This window comes from Comamonas testosteroni TK102 (assembly GCF_000739375.1).
GTDB classification, from domain to species: Bacteria; Pseudomonadota; Gammaproteobacteria; order Burkholderiales; family Burkholderiaceae_C; genus Comamonas; species Comamonas brasiliensis.
This window is the reverse complement of sequence record NZ_CP006704.1, coordinates 1,754,180-1,778,589: the sequence shown is the minus strand read 5'-3', so window position 1 is coordinate 1,778,589 and position 24,410 is coordinate 1,754,180. Positions and strand designations below refer to the sequence as shown.

Here is a 24,410-nt window from a genome sequence, read left to right as displayed (position 1 = left end):
CCATGAGCCAGGACAACACCCCCGACCTCGCCACGCCGCAGGCGGGCAAGGTCGCGCCCGAGGCGGTGGCGCTGCGCGCCCAGCCGCGCCCGGTCACGCGCCTGAACCGGCGCACGCTGGCCATCCTCGTCGGCGGCCTGTCGGTCGCCGTGCTTGGGGCCACGATCTGGTCGCTGCAACCGCAGCGGCGCGGTACGGGCGAGCAAACCGAGCTTTACAACGTCGATCGCGTCTCGAAGTCCGAAGGACTGGATGCGCTGCCGACGGATTACTCGAAGCTGCCACCAGCCTTGCCGCCCGATGTGCCCGAGCTGGGGCCGCCGTTGCCCGGCGACCTTGGCCCGGCCATCGTCGCTTCGCAGCAGCCGGTGACGCCGGGCTATTCGCCGCCAGGCCATGATCCCGAAGATGCCTTGCGCAAGGAGGCGGACGCGGCGGCGGCCTCGTCGGTGTTCTTCCGCTCGGGCGCCCAGGGCCAGGCCGCCACCACGGTCGCGCAAGCTGCGCCGGGTGCGCCTGGTGTTGCAAACACACTCGCGGCCTTCGCTCCTCTCGCTGCCGGGCCTGCCTCGACGGCGGCCCAGCCCGCCGACCCGACGACCGTGCAGAACCGGCAAGACCAGAAAGAAGCGTTCCTGAAAGCCGGTTCTACGGAAACCCGCAACTCCGGCAACCTGGCGCTGCCGGCGTCTCCGTATCAGGTGATGGCCGGAACCGTGATCGCGGGCGCGCTGGTGACGGGCATCAAGTCGGACTTGCCGGGCGACGTGATCGCTACGGTGACGGAGCCTGTCTACGACACGGCTACGGGCCGGCATCTGCTGATTCCACAGGGGGCGCGCATCCTCGGGCGCTACAACAGCCAGGTCAGCTACGGCCAGAGCCGGGTGCAGGTGGTGTGGAACCGGATCATTCTGCCGGACACGTCCTCGTTGACGCTGGACAACCTGGCCGGCACCGACCCGGCCGGCTATGCCGGCCTGGAGGATGGTGTCGATTGGCATTGGGATCGCATCTTCGCCGGCGCCGCCCTGACGACGCTGCTGGGCGTCGGTGCCGAGTTGGCCTCGCCGGGGAACCGCCAGAACGGCGACCGCGTCATCATCGCCGGACGCGACAGCTTGCAGGACAGCGTGAACCAGGTCGGACAGGAAATGACCCGGCGCAACCTCAACATCCAGCCGACGCTGACCGAACGGCCGGGTTTGCCGGTGCGGATCATCGTCAACCGCGACCTGGTTCTCCGCCCCTATCAGCCGCTGTTCTTCAACCGGGGGAGTTCGAGATGAGCACGACCCGCAAGCTGCGACTCGGGCCGCTGCCCAAGACCGAGAGCGTCAAGCTGACCTTTGTTTGCTCGGGCAGCCTCAAGGCAGACCTCGATCGTTACGCCGCGCTGCACGCACAGACGTATGGCGAGACGGTCGACGCCATGACGCTGATCCCGCATATGCTGGAGGCGTTCATGGCGGGGGACCGGGGATTTAGACGCCACGCAAGGTAGACGCCCCTTCAGCGGTCGGGATCGTTTCGGCCGTTTCTGAGAATCTCCAGCGCTGCCTGTAGGTGTCGTTCTTCTGGCCCCAGGGCGGAAAGGGACGAGAACACCGCTGCGGTTTGGTGCCAATAGATGGCGTGACTGATGGCGGGGCGCAGCGCGTCAAGTTCTTCGCTCGTCAGGGACGCAGCAAACGCACGTAGCCGGATCTCTGATCTCTCGCGCCGGATGTGACACTCACGACACAAAGCACGCAGGGCACTGAGTGGGTATTCCCACGGCTCGAAGCCTTCTCGCATATTTGCGTAGTAGCAATGGTGGGCATCCAAAGGCTTCGTGGCTCCGCAGTCCTGACATTGATGTCCTGCCCGCTTCTTCACGGTTGCTGCCTTCTTACGCCACCTTTCATCTTGCAGCTTGGATGCATAGGTGCCTGAAAGCCGTGAGTAGTCATACCCCTCAATAGGGTAGAAGCCCATGTTCCAAGAGTGACCAAGCTCGTACCAGAATCCGAACGACTCAACCAGATCGTCGAACTCCATCGTGTCGCCACCGTAGTTCAACATGGTATGAAGCGTGCTGCTGTCGAACACCAAGACTAAGAGCGAGTCGTTCCCATAGGGCTCGTTTCGAGCTCTCCAAGCCTCGATATCGACGAAGAACGCATCCCCCAGGATTTCCTCTTTAATCATCCATTCGGTAAGAGCGGCACGCATGCGCTCCAAGTTTCTACTCATTGCAGTGAAATGCATCTCCTCCTCCAAAGGGCAAGGGGATCGCGGAGCTTACGAATCGGGGCGGCTAACGCCGCGACGCGTTCGATAGGCCGTTCCACCGATGCAGCACCAGTCGAAAGTGTCCTTGTGGATCGGCAGCAACCAGTGGCCGCCAAGTTCGTCGCCCTAAGGGAAACGCTATAGTTATAGTAATCTGCATAAAAATGCTGGCCTTTTGACCAGCCAGATGATCCGATAACCGGGGGAGGTTAGGATGCATTTGAAGAAGTTGGCCGTCCGGAATTTCAGGCGGCTGCGAAACGTTGTAATTGATCTTGCTTCCGACATCTCTATTTTTGTCGGTGCCAACAACAGCGGCAAGACATCAGTCGGGCACGCACTCCAGTTATTCACTGGCAGTGGCCGCTTCAACATTCACGACTTTAGTGCCGAACTTTGGGCCGACATCGTTGCGTTTGGTGAGGGCGATGGCGAGGCGAGCCTTCCCACGATGGAAATCGACGTTTGGTTCGAAATCGGTCCGGACGATGTTCACCGCGTCATCGATCTTCTTCCCAGCCTTGCTTGGGAAGGCAAGCTGGTGGGGATGCGTGTTGCCTACGCGCCCACCAATCCTGCGGCGACGCATGCACGCTATGTCGAAGTGCGCCAGCGCGTGCTCGATGCGGTCGCTAAGGGTGAAGACGGAGCACCCGCCTTCGATCCCTCGCCACGTAACCTGCGGGAGTTCCTTCGCGACAGGCTACATGACGAATATGAGCTGCGCTATTTCGTACTCGATCCCGCGCGGTTCGATGCGAAGATGGTCGCAGAGGCTGGCTATGACCCAGCCACTCTCACCGGACGCGACCGGAGCGGCCGTGAGATCTTGAACGGCCTTCTCCACATTGACTTCTTGAACGCACAGCGCCATCTCTCGGACGGCCCAGGTGGCTCTCGCGCCGAGGATCTCTCCCGTGTACTCAGTCGCTTCTACGGGCGCAACCTCGAACAGAAAGGCGAAGATATCGAAGCGTTGCGCGCCCTCGCAGCATCCGAAGTCTCGCTTAATGAGCATCTCGAACGAGTGTTCGAACCGACGCTCAAGAGCTTGTCGAAGCTCGGCTATCCGGGCCTCTCAAACCCGCGCATGATGATCCGCTCGGCCCTCGACCCTGCCCAGATCATGAGCGGTCGAGATGGCGCGATCGTTCACTATGCGTTGGGAGCCGATGACGGGAAGCCCGACCCGCCTACCTTGCCCGATCGGTATAACGGTCTTGGCTTCAAAAACCTCATCTTCATGGTCGTTGAGCTGCTCGACCTCCACGCTCAATGGCTGGCGATCGAGGAAAACCGTCCGCCGGTCCACCTGATCTTCATCGAGGAGCCCGAAGCGCACCTCCATGCCCAGCTTCAACAGGCCTTCATACGCAAGGTGATGGACATCCTAGCGCTCAAGGGCGAGGACCGCACGCACTATACGAGCCAGGTCGTCGTCACGACCCATTCGACTCATATCCTTTACGAACGAGGCTTCCGGCCGATCCGCTATTTTCGTCGAAGCCGTGCACAGAATGTGTCGACCTCCGATGTGCTCAACCTCTCGGTTTTCTACGACAGCACCGATCCGGACATCCGAAGCTTCCTCGAGCGCTATTTGAAACTCGCGCACTGCGATCTGTTCTTCGCCGATGGCGCCGTGCTGGTCGAAGGCAATGTCGAACGGCTGCTATTGCCGCAGATGATCGCCAATGCCGCGCCGCGGCTGCAATCGACCTATCTCACCGTCCTAGAGATCGGCGGAGCGTTCGGCTACCGATTCAAAACGCTGATCGAGTTTCTCGGACTGACAACGCTCATCATCACCGATCTCGACAGCGTGTTCGGTCCACTGGGGCAGGATGGCGAGGGTGCGGCACCCGCTGGTCAACCGGAAGCCGCGGAACCAGCCGCCGAGAACGCGCAGGCTGCCGGCGCTGACGCTGAGGACATTGACGATGACGAGGACGATTTGCCTGTGGCTGCGGAGAAGCCCGGGAAGGCGTGCATAGCCGGTCATCCGGGCGCGGCGACGTCCAATCAGACTTTGCTCCAATGGCTACCGAAATGCGACACGGTCGCCGCCCTGTGGGAGGCGACGGCTGAGCAGAAGATCCAGGCGAGGACGGACGACAATGACGCTTTGGTACGCGTTGCCTATCAGTGCCGGACCGATGTCACTTGGGGCGGAGAAACCCTGGCGCTAGCCGGGCGCACGCTGGAGGAAGCATTCGCACTCGAAAATCTTGAATGGTGTCAGGACAAGAACCGTAAGCCGCTTCAGCTCCGCATCGCCAAGGCCGACGAGAAGAACCTGACCACGCTTGCGGAACGCATCCACAAGCGCGTGCAGGCTAAGAGCTTCAGCAAGACCGACTTCGCGCTCGCCTTGTTAGCCGAAGATCCGAGCAGTTGGTCTGTCCCAACCTATATCGCCGAGGGCCTGAGCTGGCTTGAGACCGAGATTGCGCCGCCGGAACCGGACGAGGACCAGCCGCATGAGGGCCAGCCGCATGAGGACGCGCCCCAGGGGGCACCAGTCGCCGCCGGCGACGAGGTAGCGGCATGACAAGCCGGATCGGCAGTCCTGACACACAAGCCGATCTAGATGTTCGAGCGTGTCTCGATCGGATGCCGCCACGCTCGTTTGTCATGGTCGCCGGTGCGGGGTCGGGGAAAACGACCTCGCTGATCAAGGCTATGGCGCACCTAGCCGAGACCCGCGGTCCTGCCCTGCGCCGCGCCGGGCAACAAATCGCCTGCATCACATATACCGAAGTCGCCGTCGGTGAGATTTCGGCCGATGTCGGGGCCTCGCCGCTATTCCACATCTCGACCATCCACAGTTTCCTGTGGTCAGTCATCCGGCCGTTCCATTCGGATATCGCGGCTTGGGTAGCCATCCGCATCGACGAGAAGATCGCGGAGCGACGCGCACACTACGACAAGCCTCGGACTCAGGCGAAAACGAAGGCCCGCCTCGAACAGGAGATCGCAGATCTCGAAGCCGATCTGGCTGCGATCAGTGAAGTAGAGAAGTTCGTCTACGGCACCGGCAGCAGCTACGCTGAAGGCATCCTTGGCCATGACGATATCCTCAAGCTCACCCCAGCCTGCGTCGCAGCGCATCCGCTGCTGAGACAACTCGTCGCTAAGCGCTTTCCCTACATCTTCGTCGATGAGAGCCAAGACACCAATCCGGAGGTCGTCGAGGCGTTACGGCACATTGCGGGCGAACATCCTGGCCTGTGTGTCGGGTTCTTCGGAGACCCGATGCAGAAGATCTATATGAGCGGAGCAGGCACTGTCCCGCTGAACGACGGCTGGGCGGAGATCACAAAGCCCGAGAACTTCCGGTGCCCGACATCGGTGCTCGGGGTCATCAATGCAATCCGCGCCCCTGGCGACGGTCTTGAGCAGGTGCGTGGTCGGACGATAACCGTTGATGGCATCGAGCAGCCGGTTGCCGGTACCTCCAATCTGTTCATCCTGCCGGCGGACGCGGAGCGGAGTGCGCGCCTCGCGGCCATTAGGCAGTGGCTGGCCGCCGAAACCGGCGACGGTCTGTGGCTAAGCGACGTGCGGGAAGGCGATGTCCGCCTGCTTGTACTGGTGCACCGCATGGCGGCCAACCGGCTCGGGTTCCCTAATCTGTATGCTGCGCTCAATGACCGAGCCCCCATGAGTCTGAGTGAAGGGCTGAGCGATGGCACAGCCTGGCCGCTCCGTCCACTTGTCCAGCACATACTTCCGCTCGTTGTCGCGGCGCAAGCGGGTGATCGGTTCACAGTGATATCGACCTTGCGCAGCGAATGCCCGAGGCTTGAACCAGCGCGGCTTCGAGGGCAAGCGACGGCCCCCGTTCTTACAGCGCTACAGCAAGCGCTCGACGGGCTTGTCGGTCTGTTGGCAGCAGGATCGCAGGCGACTATCCGGGACGTCTTGACGCATGTGCGAGATAACGAGTTGCTGCGCCTCGATGATCGCTTCGCCATGCATCTGGTTGCAGAGCCTGTGGATGACGGCAGCAGCGGCTTCGAGAACGTTCAAGCCTATCTGGCATGCGGTGTCGACGAACTCTGGGCCTACCGGCGCTACTTTACAGAGGAGTCACCGTTCGCGACGCATCATGGGGTGAAGGGTGCCCAATTTGAGCGCGTATTGGTCGTCATCGACGATGAGGAAGCGGGCTTCCGGCAGTATTCTTACGGGAAGTATCTCGGGTACGTCCCCCTCTCGGACAAGGACGAAGCCAACCTGGCGGCAGGTGAAGAGTCCGTACTCGATCGAACCCGCCGCCTCTTCTATGTGTGCTGCTCGCGTGCAACGAAGGACTTGGCAGTCGTGGCCTTTGTGCCCGATGTCGCAGCGGCTCGCACCGCGATCGTGGCGCAGAATCTATTCCCCGAGGCCGTAATCCGAGGTGCGGAGCATCTGGGCTGAGGTTTCAACACATCGGGCAGTCAATCGGTGAAGGCCGCTGGACCTTGCTCCTGGGCTTGTCGCGATCTAGCTGTAGTTTCCCAAGAGGTTGTTCACCCGAGGTGAAGGAAGATGGAGGTTCTCAAGCCGGCCAACTTTCTTCAGGACTCCCCGTGTGAACATCCACAAGAATGCCTCAATGACGCCCAGAGGTCGAGAGCATCTGGTGCGCGAGATCGATCGCATCGGGCTCAAGCCTGCGGCTGCAGCCGCAGGCTTGAGCGCACACACCGCACGCAAGTGGCAGCGTCGCTGGGCCAGCCAGGGCGCGCCCGGCCTGCTTGATCGCAGTTCCCGACCCGAGCGCAGTCCGCGACGCAGCGATGCCCTCAAGCTCGAGCGGGCGGTGGCGCTGCGCCGCAATCAGCGCCTGACCTACGCGTGCATTGCCGAGCGGGTGGGCCTGTCCATAAGCGTCGTGGCACGTGCTTGCAAGGCCGCTGCGGTGGCGCGCTTGCCCGCGTTGCAAGACACGGTGCCCGTGCGCCGTTACGAACGCCAAAGCGCGGGCGAATTGCTGCACCTGGACACCAAGAAGCTTGGGCGCTTCGACAAGCCTGGCCACCGTGTCACGGGCGATCGCACACAGAACACCCCGCGTGCCGGCTGGCAAGCGCTGCATGTGGCTATCGACGATCATTCGCGCGTGGGCTTCAGCCAGATGCTCGCCGACGAGACGGCCAAGTGCGCCTGCGCCTTCCTGCTGGCCGCACTGCGCTACTACAAGAGCCTGGGCGTGAACGTTGAGCGAGTGATGACCGGCAACGGCTCGGCCTACAAGTCACGCCGCTTCACCAAATTGCTGCGTCGCCTGGGCATCAAGCACATCCGCACGCGCCCCTACACGCCAAGGACCAATGGCAAAGCCGAACGCTTCATCCAGACCTTGCTGCGCGAGTGGGCCTATGCCTTCGTCTACCCGTCCTCGGAACATCGAGCGCGGGAACTGCAGCCGTGGATGTACCACTACAACTTCCATCGGCCACACTCGGCAACTTCACATCGTCCTCCTATCACTCGCCTTGGCTTCGAGGGGAACAACGTGTTGAGAAACTACATCTAGCGCAGCGGAGTTAACCTTGACTGAACGCGCTTGGATGAGCCGTGTCATTGCCCCCTATGAAAAGGCCGCTTCTGCGCCAACAGAAGCGGCCCCTGAATTGGTGCCCGAGGCCGGAATCGAACCGGCACGCCTTTCGGCGAGGGATTTTCTTACCACTTCGGCTTTCGCCGCCAGCGCGTGCGCTGTTCGTGGTCTGGAGCACGCCTTCACCATAGCCTTGCAGCCGTAGGTGCCCGCCGTCTGCTCTCTACACCTTCCCAGGCATTGGGCCTGGGCTTGGCTCGGCGTTGGCTCGGATGCCGGGGCATCCAGGGCGTTCGCCGACTTTGACGGGCTTCACCTCTGGGGTTTCCCCCGGAGGGCTCAAATTGTTCAAGTCCCTTGTGTCTACCGATTTCACCACTCGGGCATTACATGATGCACTGGAGCCTACACCTCTCCCTGCTGGCTCCTAGTTGGCTCCTGACCATCAAGCCGAGCCGCGAAGCTACGCCTTGGATGCTCCCAAGTCCTTGCCACTATTGACCTTCCGGCTTGGTGGCGAAAGCAGAAAGGACTTGACAAAACAGATTTTAAGTCTGCTATTCGGTACTTTTCTTGAATTTTACTACATTCGGTACTTTTTTGCGTAATGGACTCGACTACTACTGCGACACCCGTATTCGCCGTAGACATCTATGCGTGCAGGGAAGTCCAGCCACCGAGATGCCACCTCAATCACTTGCTTGAGCGCTTGTTCCTTGGTTCCCAATGAGTCCACCGGGTGCTTAGCACAACAGCAAAAAACTAAGCGAGGGTTGTTTAGCGCTAGTCGGATTGCGCAATCAAAACGCAAAAAATGAAAGCCACCCCTGCATCACCAAGGGTGGCTTTGGCTGGTGCCCGAGGCCGGAATCGAACCGGCACACCTTTCGGCGAGGGATTTTCTTACCACTTCGACTTTTGCCGCCACTCTGCTAACTGCAGGGTGTTCGTGGTCTGGAGCACGCCTTCACCATAGCCTTTCGGCTTTAGGTGCCCGCCGTCTGCTCTCTACACCTTCCCAAACTTTCGCCTGGGCTTGGCTCGGCGTTGGCTCGGCTACAAAAGCAGCCAGGGCGTTCGCCGAATTTGACGGGCGTCACTTCGAAGGTTTCCCCTCGAAGGCTCAAATTTTCAAGTCCCTTGTGTCTACCGATTTCACCACTCGGGCGGAATGCTCGCTGCTCTGAAAAACAGAGGTATCGATTCGGCTTCTAGATCCTAGGCCGAGCTTTTAAGCCAAGCTGTCGCTGCCAGAAACCGCCGCGAAGGACGCATTATGCCCTCACTAACCCAGCAAAAAAAGGTCGTCACTCCTTTTTGCATCCGTTCCTTACCAGACAACCATCTCAAAAGGTGATCCACCCTCACGCGTCGGCTACTTTACATTGGGAGTACTAACTGCAGGAATTTTTGCAAAAAGTACCAGATAGAACCTACGATTGACTTCACTTCGGAACTGTCCCCATCACGCTACCAACTCGATCAAGGAGACTCGCGGTGCACGATGTCGAACCTGAAAAGCTAAGCGTTGTTCACACACTTCCTTTATTTCGACTGACTACAGTGCAGAGAACGCCCGACATGGGGACCTTGCCGGTGGACTACCTCCATGGCGACCAAAACATCAAGTATTGGCGAAAGCCAATCAGCGCTAACGCCAAGGCTCAGCGCTGGAGCGAGTTCCGTTTATTTCCACTCATCCTCGATCGGGAAGGTGCTCCATGGCAACCCGCTTGCATGTGGTTGCTTGAGAGAGCGCAAGCCAATCCTCACACGATCAGCTCTTTGAGGCCGATCGCCCAGGATCTAGCCGCATATAAAAACTTCCTCGATGACTTTAAGATCGAATGGGATGATTTTTCTGAAGTCATCAAATATCTTCGACCTACTTACCTATATCACACACATCTTCAAGGTCAGGTCACTAAAGGTAGCCTAAAGAGGTCAACGGCTGCGCGGCGCATGTCTACGGTTATCGGTTTCTACAACTTTCTAGACAGAAATAAGCACATGCGCTTTTCCCCTGCAAATCCAACATGGATTGAGAAAAAAATTAGCATTGCTTACAACGACTCTATAGGACGTAGACAGGTCACCAATGTCAGAACTACCGACATTTCTATAAAGTCTAAAACGTACGAAGACGCATCAAGCGGGACCATTAACGATGGAGCGAAATTGCGTCCGTTGACAGTAAATGAGCAGAAGGAATTGGTAAACGCTTTAAAGAAATTAGGTAATACAGAGTACTCATTGATGCACTACATAGCTTTGCTCACAGGTGCACGAGAAATGACAGTACTCACACTGCGCTTAGGAGAGGTGCTGCGTCCGACAGACCAAGTGCGGCAGTGGCCGCACAAGATTCTTTGTGGCCCGGGCACTCGAATTAACACCAAAGGAGATATTGGAAAGGTCTACCTTTCGATGCCCCGTGAGCTCTACGAGCAACTGCATGCATATGCCGTTTCAGAACGAGCAAGGCGCAGGCGAGCGAAAACTCAGCAGGGAGAGGATCCAATGAACTATTTATTCTTGACTCAACATGGGCAGCCTTACTATGAGTCCAGGGAGGACTTAAACGCGATACGCGATTCAAGTACACCGCTGCGCCGCTCGGCACTCAGCGGGAGGCCTTTGAGAAAGTTCATCCAAGTCGCAGTTACTCCTCTAATACAAGAATCTATTCCAGGTTTCACTTATCGTTTTCATGACTTACGAGCCACGTTCGGGATGAACTGGGTTGACTATCAAATGCAACAGGCCGGGAATAATGGAATAGACAGTCGATACGATTGGATACTAAGCCAATTGAGCAAACTCATGTGGCACCGGAGCACTTTAACAACAGAAAAATATTTGAAATATCGTGAACAGCAGAAGCAACTGGAGCAGGCAAAAATAGGCTGGAGCGAATATTTATCCAAACTCATAAATACGGAAAAATAAAATGTCTGCGGCTCTACCCGCCTCAGATTGGCAAAACTGCACAAGAACGTATCTCGACACTCTGCCTGTCCTCAGCTTTCCGTTTGATACGCCATATGAAACCTATTCACCCATGAAAGTCGCACTAAGTTGTGGCGATGGCTCACTGGTTTATTCAAATTTATGGTGCTACCTCAAACGCAATATTGTCTCGTCGCATCGTTCCTCCTTCGACCCATCTTCGCTATCTCTCGCTCGAGTCGAATACCTACCCATCGCCTTAGATCGGCTTTCTAATTGGAACCGATTCAAGAATTCCAGACCACGAACATCAGAAAGGCAACTCCGGAACTTTGGCTGTCTGCTCAATTGGGCAGACACACCAAATAATGCTGGTCGATTTGAAACCCTACTGAGTGACCCCGACGTTGCATTACAAGCGCTGAAGGGATATCACACATATTTACGCAGCCGGCTGCAAAACCATGAAATTTCACCTTCGAGAGCATCCGGCTTAGACCAAGACGCAATAGCATGCATGTCAGAGATACATGATCGTGTCTACAAAGATGAAATAGAGCCGCTCTCGAGTCGTTTAGGGGTAGGCACCAAAGCGCCCAGTAGCCAGAAGGTTCACACATTCGCATCTACCCTACAAGCCATCTTCGACTCTGCCGCGACACTCACCTTACGCGAAAAATACACACCCGGAGTACCAGTATTCGGGCGACAACTGAGAATATCAGCCACGGATGACTCCAAGGTTATAGCGTTGCGGCCCACCTATTCACCGCTTCGGCTCATGGAACTAGCTTGCGTGGCCTTTGCAGGCCTTGTATTTGCGGATTCGGGAGCGAACTTAGCTGTGTTGCAACAATTCGAGGAACCCGACGATCTAGATGAGCAATTAGCTCAACCAGATCGAATCTCCCTGACTCAAAAAGCGGTGAAGTTTCGTGCTGGCAACAAGCTGATCGAGGTGCACCTATCAGCAACAACAATGACACGGCTAGCGACCTACCTGCACATTCGTCAATCACTGGTTGACGCGCTAGGCAGCGACATTGCGCCAATGTTTATTCGCTGCTCTTACCCGAAAGCCTACCATGAGCCCACAAGCATTAGTCCACTTCGCAGGGATTTTTTACAGACGCTTAGAAAAAGAGTCAAAGCAATTGGCGTCAACCTAGGAGATGTGACTTTCCAGGAACTGCGAGTATTCAAGCAGCAGGATTTGGTCAGACGAGCTCCTTTGCCGGTAGCAGCCAAACTAATGGGCCACAGTGTCAAGACCGCGGTGAAAGCCTACAGCAAAGCAAGCGATGATATACATCGACGTGAACTAAGCTCATTTCTCGAATCACTGCAAGAGACCGTCCTGAAGCCGAATCAAAGGGCTATTAAAGGGGTTTCTTTACAAGTTATTCCCGTTGGGAGTTGCGCGGAGCATGGCAAACCCTCATCAGTCAAGGCGTCGGCTATTCTGGAGCCCAACTGCAACAAGGTCGAAGGATGTTTCTTCTGCGACAACTACCGGATACATGCCGACGAGTTAGACCTCCGCAAGCTGATGTCGTGCCGCTGGGTGCTTCAGAAAATCGTCCCCTTAAACAGTGATTCATTGCAAGCGTATAGGGTCTATACAGCGATTTGTGACCGCATTGATGCCCTGCTCGGAGAACTTAAGCGCCGTAACCCTTCAATGCACGAAACCGTGCGCGTAGACGTCGAGGAAAACGGTCAACTGACCGATTACTGGTCTCGCAAGATTCAGCAGTTATATCTGCTAAGCATGCTCCCAGCTGCCTAGATTGAAACGCCTAATACCCACAGACTGAAGGTTGCCCATGAAACGCATATCACCCATTAACTCGGCACATACAGATAACCTAAGCTCTGCAGAATCAACTACAACCCCAAACCGCCCCTACTTCCCCATTGACACCCCTGTGGCTTACAACGCAGCCAAGGAAGTAGTCTCTCGCTATGGTGATCGCTCCTGGGATTTAAGAAGTATGAGTACCGACGGCACATCTGCGTTTACGCTGCATTTCCCCTTATCCGATGCCCCGGCACTTTCGCCCCTAAGTACACTCATTTACGAACAGCATAAAGCCCTAATGTGGCTACACATGGACGCAGGAGATATCCGGGCTCCCAGAACGCTGCGGTTTGCGAACCTCGCGCTTCGAGCATGGTCTCGCAAGGCCGAGAATTATGGAGTAGATCTTTTCACTATTCTGACACATCCCGAATGGATGACTCAAGAGTTAAAGGGTATGAATCAGACCTACCTTTACTCAACCACATCGCTAATTAACACACTGTGGCGTCAGCAAGAAAATCTCGGAATTATAAAAAAAATTCAACTTCAGACTCTTAGGAGAGTGTTAAGTAAAGAGTCAAAGACTCGCCCCCAATACAGGCAAACCCCGCTTATTCCCTCTCGTGTGTATTGCGAGATACTAGCTTGCCTTATTAATCGAATGGAAATTATAGAGGGGGAGCTTGAACTGCTTTTGAATGCCTACACCAAATGCAAACAGGCCTCTCGAAGTATTTCCGAGACATCATCAGCACAGCAGCCCAAAGCTCATAAAAGAAACGAACTGTCTTCCATTATTAATCAACTAAATTTTTTGGGATACGACCCAATGGGTGAAGTACCAATCCAACAGTTCATTACCACGCGCATTGGGCTACATCAGGTTACGTTAATGACGATTGTGATCGCATTCAGCGGCATGCGTATTGGAGAGGCATCCATACTACCTCTTGATAAAGTTTTGGCCGAATTTCAACAATATGGCTCCGTACACTATGAGCTACAAGGATATACCCATAAATTCAACGAAGGGGTGAAGCAATCTGCATCTTGGATAACGAGCCATCAAGGTGCGCGTGCAGTAAAGCTGGCGCAGCGGATTGCGAGAAAAATACTTCAGGAACACAAAATTCCACCAGAGGTAGGCCAGCAGGCATTATTATTCCCGTCAACCGAAAACCCTTATATGTGCAGAGAAAGTAAGAGCGTCACAAATCATCGCAACAGCCTCAGAGAAATTATTTGCCCTATTATTACTCAATCTGATATTGATGAACTGGACAGCTTAGAAATGGAAAATTCATGGGAACGTGATGACATTGAAGTCGATTTGCGCTGGCCATTAACGTTCCACCAACTACGGCGAAGCCTCGCGGTGTATGCACACCGTTCGGGAATGGTCAGTCTGCCAGCGCTTAAGGCGCAGTTGAAGCATATAACCGAGGAAATGGCGCTTTATTATTCAGATGGATTTTCCAGGGCCGTGAATCTCGTATTTGACAAAAATCATTTCTCTCATGAGTGGAACGCTGCCAAATCCGAGAGTAGCTACTATGCCTACGCGCTCTCTGTGCTATTCAATGACGACAATCTGCTCGGCAGGGGTTCTCAGCATATGGCCAATGTGATCGAGTCACGCAGTCAGGAAGATACCTTTCGCCTGTTCCAAGAAAACAAAATCGCTTACCGTGAAACTCCTCTGGGCGGATGTGTATCAACAGAGCCTTGCAAGATCGAACCAATGGAACCAATTCCGTATCAGTGCCTGGAGAAAAATTGCATAAATCAGGTAGTCTCAAGCAAGCGACTAGACCACATCATCCAATTCCAAGAAAGTGCTGTAGCATCCTTAGAGCGAAATGAGCATGGCAGTGTTGAGCATCGGCTTGAAGCTCGTCATTTAGAAATTTTGCTGACCGCACGAGAACGTCTTACAAAAGGAGTAGAGTGATGGCGGCGAATAGTCAAGTGCGTAAGTACTTCGAAGCCTTAGATCGACTCAGGGCTCGAGGTACACCGATAAACAACGATACTGTAGCCTTAGAAGCAGGCTCAGGTAGAGGTAGCATCAAGAAGTCTAGGCTTGGCCATGCAGACCTTATCTCAGCGATTGAACAAGCCGCCCAAGAACAGAAGCAGGAAAAGTTACCACTCGACCCAATTAAGCATTTGCAGGATCAATTGAAATCACTGAGGATCCTATTGGACAACTCTCTAGAACGTGAGATATGTTTACTCGATGAGGTTTTTAAGCTTAGGGAGGAAAACCTTCAACTCAAGCAAGGTAAGTTGTTCGTTGTTCCGATTAAGACCTCTTGATATCGTGCCAGTCATTCCATTCGCCTCTTAGATTAGAACACGGTTACTTGATGACAAGATAGCTTTGTAGCCTTATTATGGTTATTTCATTGTTGGGTCGTGCTTCTTACTGATCAGTGCCACTTGTCATGTCACGATTTATGAGCAGCGGTTGCTGTTGGCATAGCTAAGAAAATAGCTCGGGGCATGGACCACACTGCATTCATGGGCCTTTAGGCGCGGGCATTGGCGACAGCAAAAAATGGAGCACTCGCCTGAAATAGCCACCAGCAGTGCTCCATATAAGAAGATAAACTGGTTAGCCAAGGGGGACAGAAAATGCACCTGGCCAAACTGGTCGTCAAGAACTTCCGCAAGCTCGCTCATGCGGAGCTTATATTCCAACCTGGGCTGAACGTCCTAGTTGGAGGGAACAACGTCGGCAAGACGGCGGTCGTGGACGCGCTGAGGGCTCTATTGGCAGGCCACGACGAGCCATATCCCCGCGTCAGTGAGGAAGATATTCACCGACCGCCTGGCGGAGTACCCGCTGGCGACATCGTCTTTGAGTACGTCTTCAGCGGTTTGGATCTTGACGACGAGGCAGACTTCCTCGCGGCCCTGGTGCCCGACAACAAGGGCAAGCTGGAAGCGCACATTACTATTCGCTATTCCGAGCCGGACAAAGCCGGTAGGCTCCGAGCGAAGCGCTGGTGCGGCGAGCACGAAGACGTCAGTCTCACGGCAGACATGATGGAGAACTTGCGCGGCGTATACCCGCCCCCACTTCGCGATGCGTCACAAGGGTTGAAACCGGGACGGTCCAGCCAGTTGGCGAGGCTGCTGCAGCTTCTTGCGACCGAGGCCGGCATCGAGGGCATCAACAAGGCGCTTCAGGAACTGGACAGCGAGCTCAAGAAACATTTGCCTATCGTGAGCACGTACGAGGCGATCAACACCCGCTACCAATCGATGCTGGGGCCACAGTTGATGCAGTTGCTAGATGTAGGTCTGAGCGCGAGCGACTTCAAAAGTCTGAAGTCCAGGCTGTCCTTGCTTGTTGATGCCTTCGAGATTGAGCAAAACGGCCTGGGCTTCAACAACCTGATCTTTATGGCAGTGGTGCTGAGCGAGCTTACGAAGAATCCTGACTCGTGCTATCGCGGGCTGATTGTTGAGGAGCCGGAGGCTCATCTGCACCCGCAGTTGCAGGCGGTGCTACTGCAACACCTCGAATCCATCAAGGCCGTCGAAGGCGAAAAGCCTGTCCAGCTATTCGTGACGAGCCATTCACCGAACTTCGCCAGCATTGCCGACCTGAACAGTCTGGTGTGCTTGGTTGACACGGGCAGGTCCGTCGTAACTTTCTTCCCCCGCGACGTCGAGTTCAAGAAGGGCAAACGCGAGAAGCTTGAACGTTATCTGGACGTCACACGCGCCGAGTTGTTTTTTGCGCGTCGAGTCATCTTTGTCGAAGGTGCAGCCGAGCTGATGATGGTCGACGCGCTGGCCAAACGTATCGGATGCGATCTGCGCCAGCATGGCGTGAGCTTGATCAGCGTAGAAGGGTTGAACTTCGATTCGTTCCTTCCGCTGTTTGGTGACAAGGCATTGAAGATTCCAGTTGCTATCTTGACAGATGCCGATCCCGTTGAACCAAAGCCGGCGAAGAAGTCGGAAGATGCTGCCGGTCCGGAAGCTGTTGCAGCACCGATGGATGCGTCCGCTGTCGACGCCGGAAGTCCGCCAGAGGATGAGGACGAGGATCCCGAGCCCGTTTACCCGGCAGCAGGCGAAGTGATCACCGTATCTGCCAACACAGCCAAGATGAAAGCCTGTGAGGATTCATATGTGAAAGTGTTCCACGGTCTCAAGACCTTTGAATATGACTTGGCCCTCGAGTCTGCCAACAGAGAGCCGATGCTGGCAGCGCTGAAGGAGATGCATCCAAAGATTGCGGCCACCTTAACCGCAGCCGTCAACGCGGCGGCGGACGACGCGGCCAAGGCTAAGACATTGTTTTGCGGCATGTTCGAACGACCAAAAAACAACGTGCAAAAGGGCAGCTTCGCTCAAGCGCTGGCACAGGTTATTGCAGACCCAAAGTTGCCCTTCACCGTGCCGACCTACATCCAGGATGCAATCAAGCATGCCTGCCAAGCAGCTGGCAAGCCATGAGCGCGCTGACACCAGAGCAGCAGGCAGTCGTCGATGCCCCTATGGAGCCTCTGTGCGTGATTGCATGCGCAGGTAGCGGAAAAACCAAGACGGCAGTGCAGCGCCTCGTCCAGATGCGCCGGAACCTTGGAAACACGCGCGGGCGCGTCGCGCTGCTTTCGTTCTCCAACGTGGCCGTTGACACATTCCGTAAGGCCTACGATGTGCTAGCTCGCGACCTCCCGACTGGCGTTGGCCGTGACCGGGTTGAGATCGACACGCTGGACGGATTCATTACCAGCAACATTCTCCGCCCTCACGGACATCGCACAATGGGGGCATCTCAGGCCGCCTATCTCGTGACCGGCAGCGAGACGTTCCTTAGCGGCTTTACATTCAAGACACCGTCGTTTCCGATGCGCATCACGGAGTTGCACGTCGCATTCGTCAAAGGCCAGGAGTGCTTCTATTACAGACGCAATGATGAGCTTGAGTTGGTGGCCAACGCTGCAGCCCGCGATCTCATCGGCCGCCTTGGCAAGACTGGTGCATACACCCACGATCTCGGGCGCTATTGGGTGTACCGAGCATTGAAGGAGCGCCCGGAGCTTCTGAAGGTAGTGGTTCGCCGCTACCCACACATTTTGATTGATGAGGCTCAGGACATCGGTTCGGTGCACCAAGCGATCCTACTGTTACTGATCGACGCAGGTGCGTGCGTGACTCTCATCGGCGACCCTAATCAAGGTATCTACGATTTTGCAGGTGCAGACGGAAAATTTCTGAGTGAATACCACGAACGCCCGGGCGTACTGCAGTATTCCTTGAAACGCAATTTTCGATCGGTGCCTCGGATTGTCAGCCTCGCCAATGGGTTGTGTGGGCGCGATGATGTAGCTGAGCGAGGTGCACCTGCTACACCGCACGGCGCCTACTTCACTGGGTATAAGCGTGACCAGCACGTCAAGTTGATCACTGCTTTCCAGGGTGCGCTAGCGGTTGCGGGGGCCGATTTAAAGCGATCAGCCGTACTCTGCCGCGGTCGCGGTTTGACCGAAGCAATCCGCGGTGATGCTGCCCCTGCTGGTCAAGGGTCGGTGAAGGTTTTTGCGACTGCCGCCGTACTACGTGATCAGAAAAATGATTTCCAAAATGCCTTCCAGCGTGTGGCGATTGGGGTCGCTGCACTGCTGGATAAGCCGCCACATGGCCTTGTTAGCTGCATTACTCAGGCGGGCGCCTCACCAGCCCAGTTCCCTAGAGCGCGCGCGTTGCGGCGCGAGATCTGGATCTTCACGCGCGATGCAAAAGCGGGGTTGCCATCTGCCTTTCTGACCGCAGACACACAATGGCACTCCCAGCTCGTGGCCAACGTCAGGATATTGCTCAACAAGCTTCAGACCGAGTTTGGGTTGACGCCCGCCGCCAACATCGGCCTCAAGTTGAAAAAGACCGGCCTGCCAAACGCTGCTCTGTTGGGCACCAAGGATTTAGCCGATGAAAAGGCGGCGCCACTACGCATTGACACTGTGCACCAGGCCAAAGGAGAAAGCCTAGACGCTGTCCTCTACATGACTCTCAAGGACCACGCCCAGGAACTACTTGCTGGCGTAGGCACGGAAGTCGGTCGCATTGGATACGTCGCATCCACTCGTGCCAGAGACCTCCTATGGGTAGCGGTACCGAGCAACGCGCTGAACGATCTGCGGCCCTTGTTTGAGGCGAAGGGGTTTCAGGAGGTTGACTAAAGGTGGCGGGTGGTGTCCGCGGACTGCCGATTTTGTCTAGCCGTTAGGCCAGTCGCAGATCGACCCATTGCTGCCATCCATACTGCGGCTTCAGATGTCTGCTGTGCAGCGGTTGCTGCTGCTCATGACCGCTGGTCGAACTACCGGTCACCGCTTCGTAGCAGTCATTCAGGGCGCCAAGACAGTCGCTTCTCCAATGACTGTTTTCAGGTGAGAAGCAGCCCCTTGCTAACAGGCTGCCTTCGAGGTGCTGGAAGTCCGCTTTATCGGCTCGCGAATAGGTGCCGTCGACCCATAGCGGCTGTACGCATAGCTCCAAAAGCGGCCATTGGTCTTGGCCTCTCTCAGTGGGGCACAGAAGCTTGCGCTGCTGCAATTCGTGCTTTAGCTAGTTCGAAGCTATCGCCCTCCCATACATCCATGCGGCTACCGTGTGCTGCTGTCTTCGTCACCCTTGCAGTTCGACTCGAACATCGTTGAACCTGACTCCATCGAACGAGGTAACGCTGAAACTATGTCCCCAGAACATCTCACCGCATTCAAACCACAAGGTGATAAGTGTGCTGCCAGCGACCTCGACCGCTGACAGTGTGAGCGAAGCGATGAAACCTTCTTTCGATAGCAGCGGGTTCTCAAACCGCTCCGTGTGTTGATTTCCACCCAGAAGTGACCCACTAGCCCCCGGTGGGGATGCGGACAAAAACTTGGACTACCAGGAGGTAGTTCATGTACTCATACGCAGACAGGATTCGTGCAGTTGAGCTTTACATCAAGCTTGGCTTGCGTGTCAGAGCCACGATTCGCCAGTTGGGGTACCCAACCAAGAACGCATTGAAAGGCTAGTATCAGCACTACCTGAAGCATCAGGATTTGCCAGCAAACCAAGCTCCAAGAGCACCAAAATATTCGCTGCAACAAAGGCAGGTGGCTATTGCTCATTACCTCGCCCATGATCGCTGTATTGCTGCAACGATGAGGGCTTTGGGTTATCCAGGTCGAGGAACGTTGACTGCGTGGGTTCGGCAAGACTGCCCCGAGACCAGCAAGATAGTAGGCAGGTCTTGGCCGGCTACAAAGCCTGATGCTTTGATGTGTGAGGGCGTGGTACAACTGTGTACCCGTCAATCAACTGCACAGGAGATTGCGGACAAGTTAGGGGTGTGTAGGGGGACCTTGTACAACTGGAAAAATCAGTTGCTTGGCCCTTGTGCCCCTGCCTCGATGAAACACAGCCCAAAGCGATCGCCAGTGTTGGATGAAGCAGCGCTCAGGCGCCAAGTTGAATCATTGCGCCAGGATGTTCGACGGCTGAAGATAGAACGTGAGCTTCTCAAGCAGGCCCATGAAATCTTAAAAAATGGGGCTGACATTGATCTGCAAACGCTGGCAAACAAAGATAAGGCTGTGCTGGTTAACGCGTTGCACGGGCAGTATGAATTGCCAGAACTGCTTTCTCTTGTTGGCCTTGCTAGAAGCTCGTATTTTTACCATCGTGCCCGGCTGAAGCTGGCTGACAAATACTTGGATGTACGCCGAAGCATCACAGAGATCTTCGACAACAACTACCGCTGCTATGGATATCGCAGGGTGCAGGCATCCCTGCTCAAGGAGTGCAAGGGCATCTCAGAGAAGGTGGTTCGTCGGTTGATGAAGCAGGAAGGGTTGATCGTGGCCAAGCCCTAACGCCGCAGATATAACTCATACCTTGGAGAGATAGGTGCAGCCCCGCAAAACCTTATCAATCAAGACTTCCATGCTGCTGCGTCCAATGAGAAGTAGCTCACCGACATTACTGAATTCCAGATTCCTGCTGGCAAGGTTTACCTGTCGCCAGTCATTGATTGCTTTGACGGGCTGGTGGTGAGCTGGTAGATTGGGACTCATCCCAACGCAAATCTCGTCAACAGAATGCTGGATACAGCCATTGATGCTGTTCAAGGCAGCGAGAGCCGCCCTGTGATTCATTCTGATCGTGGAGCTCACTACCGATGGCCTGGCTGGCTCTCGAGGGTCCATGATGCAAAGTTGGTTCGCTCGATGTCTCGCAAAGGGTGCTCACCAGACAACGCTGCGTGCGAAGGCTTCTTTGGAAGGCTAAAGATGGAGCTGTTCTATCCCAACAACTGGCAATAAACAACGATTGAGCAGTTCATTGAAGCTGTCGATACTTACATTCGTTGGTACAACGAAAAACGTATCAAGGTATCTCTGGGACGTTTAAGTCCTGTGGAATACCGGAAAAAACTTGGCCTAGCCGCATAAAACCAGTCCAAGTTTTTATCCGCACCTCCGGCGGGTCAGTTTTGCGTGGAAATTAACAGACCGGGTATATCTACCTGCCTATGGGTAGTCAAGGCTAGCCTAAGGCTGATTTATACAGCAGTGCCGTAGCAAATTAGATCAATCTATTTTAAAGATATTTATTGCTTAGACTATGGTTAGGTATAATTTAGCCTGCAAATTTTTATCTAACTGCACAACATCAGATTATTATTTGGACGATAATATCTCAAATTTGGAACGTTCAGAATCCCTAATCCAGTTTGGGGGCTTTCCTCGACCATTCCACGTTTGACCCGTCAATGGATTCCTATATTTAGGGTATGAAACGCGTATTTCACGCTTTTTCCTTATAAGGGGAAGAATGTCTTGTCTCGTCAAATTAAGCGCATCAATTAAGCTCTTAATTTTATGAAGAGCATCTGCGATTTCTGCTTTGCGGACAGATTCAATATGCTTTTCAAGCGCCTCGCGTTGTACTAACAACTCTTTGTATGTCGGATTATTCATAAATATGATACCATCTAAATTATTAGGTTTTAATAATATAATTCACTCATAAAATAGATATGTTAACTATGTCGACGACTGAGGACCACATAAAATGTGACCAATTGTATTTAGAGATTTATTAATACAAATCTGTTGATCTGAATACCAAATAAATATTATTTTTCGAATCAAAGAAGATACTGTTATTGAGTCAGATTTTTTTATCATATAAGCATTAATTATTTGATATTAAATGTGTATTAACCAAGGGCGCTGTTGAATAAATCTGATTGAAGCTGAGTTGCCCCTGACCCACACGCAGCTATGCAACGGCGACTGTCTGAGTGCGGCCCAGCTCTGTGGACTGTCTGAGTGCGGCCCAGCTCTGTGAATTGATTGAGATGGCAGCACGGATATGCAACTCATTGACCTGGCGCTCAAAGGTTCTGGATATGACCCTCTCGCCCAGACGTTTGATGCAGTTCATCTTGCTCTCCAACAGGCTTCGCCGGTGATAGCCACTCCACACTTCCCATATCCTTCGCCCAAACGTCTGCATGCGGCGAGCGCCGCATTGCGATACCCGAAGGCATCGCCTTTGCGTATCCGGGCGTTCTTTCTCGGAGGAGTGATGGGGACTGCGCCCCGCTGCATCACCGCCTCATACACGGGCTGTGTGTCATAGGCCACATCACCGGTCAAACTGAGCACGGCTTCGTTGAGAGGGACTTGCTCCAGTAGCTCCGCGACGACAACAACATCACTTACTTCATTGCTCGTTACGCAAATTGCCCGTATTTGCAATGTCTGCGCATCAATGCAGATGTGCAGCTTGCGCCATTGACGACGGCCTTCAGCGTCGTGCTTTTTTGCATTTCCACTCGCCTTCACCCAAGAACTTGATACCCGTCGAGTCCACGAGCAAATGCAGCCCTGCTTGGTTGCAGTGATATGGAACTTGGACCTGCAAGCTACGCTGGCGGCGGCAAACTGTGCTGAATTCCGGCGTGGGCCAATGCAGCCCTGACAAATGCAAAAGGGACTCCACCATGCCCATGGCTTGGCGCAGTGCCAAGCCGAACAGATTCTTCATGGTCAGGCAAAACTTAATGGCTGCATCCGAGAACTTCGGGCTTCGCCCGCGTTTGCCGCTGGCCGCGGCAAACCATTGCATGCGCTTGTCGAGCCAGATGGTCAACGAGCCTCGTGACTTCAAGGCTGCGTTGTAGCTGGGCCAGTTGGTGGTGCAGTAGCGAGGTTTGCTGAACTGGCTCATGACGCAAGCCTACGGCCTGCGGCATAGCGATTTATGCAACAACATCATTCACACCGTAAAAATTTTTAATGATTATTTAAAATGAAATATTTAATTTCTATTTTATTAAAAATAAATACTCTAATCCTATAAAATCAATTATAAATATTTTAGATTAAATTAGCATTTAAAAGAATATTTATATTAAACACAAACGTTAGAATTTTAATATATATTTATTGCACCATAAAATATAATAATTTTACAATTAAATATAACATATACTAATAGTTTACAGAATTTTAATATATTTTGCATTTAAATTAAAATAAATCTCCAATAATAAATATTGGAGAAATAAAATAATTTAAAAATTCTTTAATTAGCTAATTATCAGCAGATCCTTTATTTAATGCAAGCAACCGAATGTCTTCAGGCGTAGCATCAAAATCATGTGCTTGGATTATTTCGACTTCAGATATAGGCCTTCGCTTTAGCTCATCAATCATCTTGCGTAAGGCTAACTCAACCAATAGATAAGTCTGACCATCAGCGTACTGCTTCAACTCTTGATAGACGCTCTCGCGCAAACGAAGAAGATGAGGCCTTCTACCGCGAGTTTCACCTCTACCAACTATAACAATGCGAAGACCTGGTCCTCTAAAATTTATCTCACAATCTATCTTGTTTTGATCTGCCATCTATCTTTCTCTCCAAGTTTAGACTAGCCGAATATAATACAATAGATACACAAAAACCAAGCCAAATCATTAAAAAATGCAAAATGAAAGCTGCCATCCTGGAGAATTTATGCAGCAAATAGAGAATTTATATTATCAATAATTCTATAGAAGCTATCTTTTAAAAAATATTCTTGATAACAGAAGCAAATTGATCTGGCGTTGTTGCAGAAATCGGCGAGTCGTAAACGCTAGGCTCAAGTCATGAGCCAGCCCAGTAAGCCCCGCTACCGCACACCACCAACTGGCTCAGCTACAACGCAGCTTTGAAGTCACGAGGCTCGTTGACCATCTGGTTCGACAAGTGCATGCAATGGTTTGCCGCGGCCAGCGGCAAACGTGGGCGTAGCCCGAAATTCTCGGATGCTGCCATCCAGTTTTACTTGCCGCTCAAGAATATGTTTGGCCTGACCATGCGGCAGTTACCGAAAGATGAAGTGCTTGACAGCCTGACAGACGATGGAGCTTACGAGACACAGCCAGTCCATGAAGCAGTGACGAGGTGCGGAGCGACTCCAGTCATTCCACCTCGAAAGAATGCACGCATCCGCAAAAGTAGCGTCTCTGAACATCGCAATGCAGCGATTGCCGCATGCAAGCGGTTGGGGCTAAGCATCTGGAAGCGCTGGAGTGGCTATCACCGGCGAAGCTCGGTGGAAACCAAGATGAATTGCATCAAGCGCCTGGGCGAGCGTGTGATGTCCCGAACCTTTGAACGCCAAGTGAATGAGCTGCATATCCGAGCAACCATATTGAATCGCTTCACTGAACTGGGGCGTCCTCAAACGGCAGCCGTGCAATAGCCACGCTAGGGTGTTGGGTAGCTCGTTTCAAACAGGTTTTATGCAACAGCGCCAAACTA

At 54.0% G+C, this 24,410-nt stretch carries 16 protein-coding genes and 3 pseudogenes; 14 read left to right on the top strand and 5 right to left on the bottom strand.

Features of this window, described 5'->3' with window-relative positions; all coding sequences use genetic code 11:
• The first annotated feature begins 2 nt into the window (after window positions 1–2).
• Together O987_RS07965 and O987_RS07960 are read left to right on the top strand one after the other, a co-directional pair.
• Window positions 3–1,289, top strand: a complete 1,287-nt coding sequence (locus O987_RS07965; protein ID WP_013721743.1) for a TrbI/VirB10 family protein — start codon at window positions 3–5, stop codon at window positions 1,287–1,289.
• The gene (locus tag O987_RS07960; protein WP_013721742.1) at window positions 1,286–1,504 is read left to right on the top strand and encodes a DUF2274 domain-containing protein; all 219 of its coding nucleotides are present in this window, start codon (window positions 1,286–1,288) and stop codon (window positions 1,502–1,504) included. Before O987_RS07965 ends, O987_RS07960 begins: the two co-directional genes overlap by 4 nt.
• A gap of 8 nt (window positions 1,505–1,512) precedes the next feature.
• Here O987_RS07960 and O987_RS07955 read toward each other — a convergent pair whose 3' ends face one another.
• Window positions 1,513–2,214: an HNH endonuclease gene (locus O987_RS07955; RefSeq protein WP_223822192.1), complete on the bottom strand. Its 702-nt coding sequence runs from the start codon at window positions 2,212–2,214 to the stop codon at window positions 1,513–1,515.
• A gap of 274 nt (window positions 2,215–2,488) precedes the next feature.
• Between O987_RS07955 and O987_RS07950 the strand changes: the two genes are divergently transcribed.
• The 10 genes from O987_RS07950 to O987_RS07910 all read left to right on the top strand — a co-directional run bounded on the left by O987_RS07950 (window position 2,489) and on the right by O987_RS07910 (window position 18,781).
• Complete coding sequence (locus tag O987_RS07950; RefSeq protein ID WP_033835895.1) at window positions 2,489–4,825, top strand: ATP-dependent nuclease; 2,337 nt, start codon at window positions 2,489–2,491, stop codon at window positions 4,823–4,825.
• Window positions 4,822–6,699 carry a UvrD-helicase domain-containing protein gene (locus O987_RS07945; protein ID WP_043088344.1) on the top strand — a complete coding sequence of 626 codons (1,878 nt, stop codon included), beginning with the start codon at window positions 4,822–4,824 and terminating at the stop codon, window positions 6,697–6,699. The genes O987_RS07950 and O987_RS07945 overlap by 4 nt, the downstream gene beginning before the upstream one ends.
• 154 nt (window positions 6,700–6,853) lie before the next feature.
• On the top strand, window positions 6,854–7,801 hold the full coding sequence (locus tag O987_RS07940; protein WP_043371516.1) for an IS481 family transposase: 948 nt from the start codon (window positions 6,854–6,856) through the stop codon (window positions 7,799–7,801).
• A gap of 16 nt (window positions 7,802–7,817) precedes the next feature.
• Window positions 7,818–8,030, top strand: a complete 213-nt coding sequence (locus O987_RS28670) for a hypothetical protein (protein ID WP_144244908.1) — start codon at window positions 7,818–7,820, stop codon at window positions 8,028–8,030.
• A gap of 1,292 nt (window positions 8,031–9,322) precedes the next feature.
• Window positions 9,323–10,774 (top strand): site-specific integrase, encoded by a 1,452-nt coding sequence (locus O987_RS07935; protein WP_043371513.1) that lies wholly within the window; start codon window positions 9,323–9,325, stop codon window positions 10,772–10,774.
• 517 nt (window positions 10,775–11,291) lie between these two features.
• Entirely contained in the window at window positions 11,292–12,563 is a 1,272-nt protein-coding gene (locus tag O987_RS27565; protein WP_144244907.1) for a hypothetical protein, read from the top strand.
• Between the two features lie 469 nt (window positions 12,564–13,032).
• Window positions 13,033–14,529, top strand: a complete 1,497-nt coding sequence (locus O987_RS07925; protein WP_144244906.1) for a hypothetical protein — start codon at window positions 13,033–13,035, stop codon at window positions 14,527–14,529.
• On the top strand, window positions 14,529–14,897 hold the full coding sequence (locus O987_RS07920; protein WP_043371508.1) for a hypothetical protein: 369 nt from the start codon (window positions 14,529–14,531) through the stop codon (window positions 14,895–14,897). Before O987_RS07925 ends, O987_RS07920 begins: the two co-directional genes overlap by 1 nt.
• A gap of 318 nt (window positions 14,898–15,215) precedes the next feature.
• Window positions 15,216–17,054, top strand: a complete 1,839-nt coding sequence (locus tag O987_RS07915) for an ATP-dependent nuclease (RefSeq protein WP_043371506.1) — start codon at window positions 15,216–15,218, stop codon at window positions 17,052–17,054.
• Complete coding sequence (locus O987_RS07910) at window positions 17,051–18,781, top strand: UvrD-helicase domain-containing protein (protein WP_043371504.1); 1,731 nt, start codon at window positions 17,051–17,053, stop codon at window positions 18,779–18,781. Before O987_RS07915 ends, O987_RS07910 begins: the two co-directional genes overlap by 4 nt.
• 448 nt (window positions 18,782–19,229) lie before the next feature.
• Here O987_RS07910 and O987_RS29830 read toward each other — a convergent pair whose 3' ends face one another.
• Window positions 19,230–19,481: a DUF2262 domain-containing protein gene (locus O987_RS29830; RefSeq protein WP_367114386.1), complete on the bottom strand. Its 252-nt coding sequence runs from the start codon at window positions 19,479–19,481 to the stop codon at window positions 19,230–19,232.
• A 26-nt stretch (window positions 19,482–19,507) separates the two neighbouring features.
• Here O987_RS29830 and O987_RS07905 point away from each other — a divergent pair.
• Window positions 19,508–21,043, top strand: a pseudogene (locus O987_RS07905) (IS3 family transposase).
• Window positions 21,044–21,271: 228 nt separating this feature from the next.
• Here O987_RS07905 and O987_RS27855 read toward each other — a convergent pair.
• The 3 genes and pseudogenes from O987_RS27855 to O987_RS28665 all read right to left on the bottom strand — a co-directional run bounded on the left by O987_RS27855 (window position 21,272) and on the right by O987_RS28665 (window position 23,509).
• Window positions 21,272–21,571, bottom strand: coding sequence for an H-NS histone family protein (locus O987_RS27855; RefSeq protein ID WP_080731478.1), 300 nt, complete (start codon window positions 21,569–21,571; stop codon window positions 21,272–21,274).
• 344 nt (window positions 21,572–21,915) lie between these two features.
• Window positions 21,916–22,829 (bottom strand): annotated as a pseudogene (locus O987_RS07900) (IS5 family transposase); the annotation flags it as partial.
• A gap of 365 nt (window positions 22,830–23,194) precedes the next feature.
• On the bottom strand, window positions 23,195–23,509 hold the full coding sequence (locus tag O987_RS28665) for a hypothetical protein (RefSeq protein WP_144244905.1): 315 nt from the start codon (window positions 23,507–23,509) through the stop codon (window positions 23,195–23,197).
• Between the two features lie 243 nt (window positions 23,510–23,752).
• Here O987_RS28665 and O987_RS07895 point away from each other — a divergent pair.
• A pseudogene (locus tag O987_RS07895) lies at window positions 23,753–24,351 on the top strand (transposase).
• Window positions 24,352–24,410 lie beyond the last annotated feature (59 nt).

Bases quoted from the DNA above. Each gene is read 5' to 3' on its own strand.
- O987_RS07915 (WP_043371506.1), top strand. From the start codon at position 15,216: ATGCACCTGGCCAAACTGGTCGTCAAGAACTTCCGCAAGCTCGCTCAT.
- O987_RS07955 (WP_223822192.1), bottom strand. From the start codon at position 2,214: ATGCGTGCCGCTCTTACCGAATGGATGATTAAAGAGGAAATCCTGGGG.
- O987_RS07925 (WP_144244906.1), top strand. From the start codon at position 13,033: ATGAATCAGACCTACCTTTACTCAACCACATCGCTAATTAACACACTG.
- O987_RS28665 (WP_144244905.1), bottom strand. From the start codon at position 23,509: ATGGCAGATCAAAACAAGATAGATTGTGAGATAAATTTTAGAGGACCA.
- O987_RS07965 (WP_013721743.1), top strand. From the start codon at position 3: ATGAGCCAGGACAACACCCCCGACCTCGCCACGCCGCAGGCGGGCAAG.
- O987_RS07910 (WP_043371504.1), top strand. From the start codon at position 17,051: ATGAGCGCGCTGACACCAGAGCAGCAGGCAGTCGTCGATGCCCCTATG.
- O987_RS07945 (WP_043088344.1), top strand. From the start codon at position 4,822: ATGACAAGCCGGATCGGCAGTCCTGACACACAAGCCGATCTAGATGTT.
- O987_RS07950 (WP_033835895.1), top strand. From the start codon at position 2,489: ATGCATTTGAAGAAGTTGGCCGTCCGGAATTTCAGGCGGCTGCGAAAC.
- O987_RS07920 (WP_043371508.1), top strand. From the start codon at position 14,529: ATGGCGGCGAATAGTCAAGTGCGTAAGTACTTCGAAGCCTTAGATCGA.
- O987_RS27565 (WP_144244907.1), top strand. From the start codon at position 11,292: ATGTCAGAGATACATGATCGTGTCTACAAAGATGAAATAGAGCCGCTC.
- O987_RS07960 (WP_013721742.1), top strand. From the start codon at position 1,286: ATGAGCACGACCCGCAAGCTGCGACTCGGGCCGCTGCCCAAGACCGAG.
- O987_RS27855 (WP_080731478.1), bottom strand. From the start codon at position 21,571: ATGAATAATCCGACATACAAAGAGTTGTTAGTACAACGCGAGGCGCTT.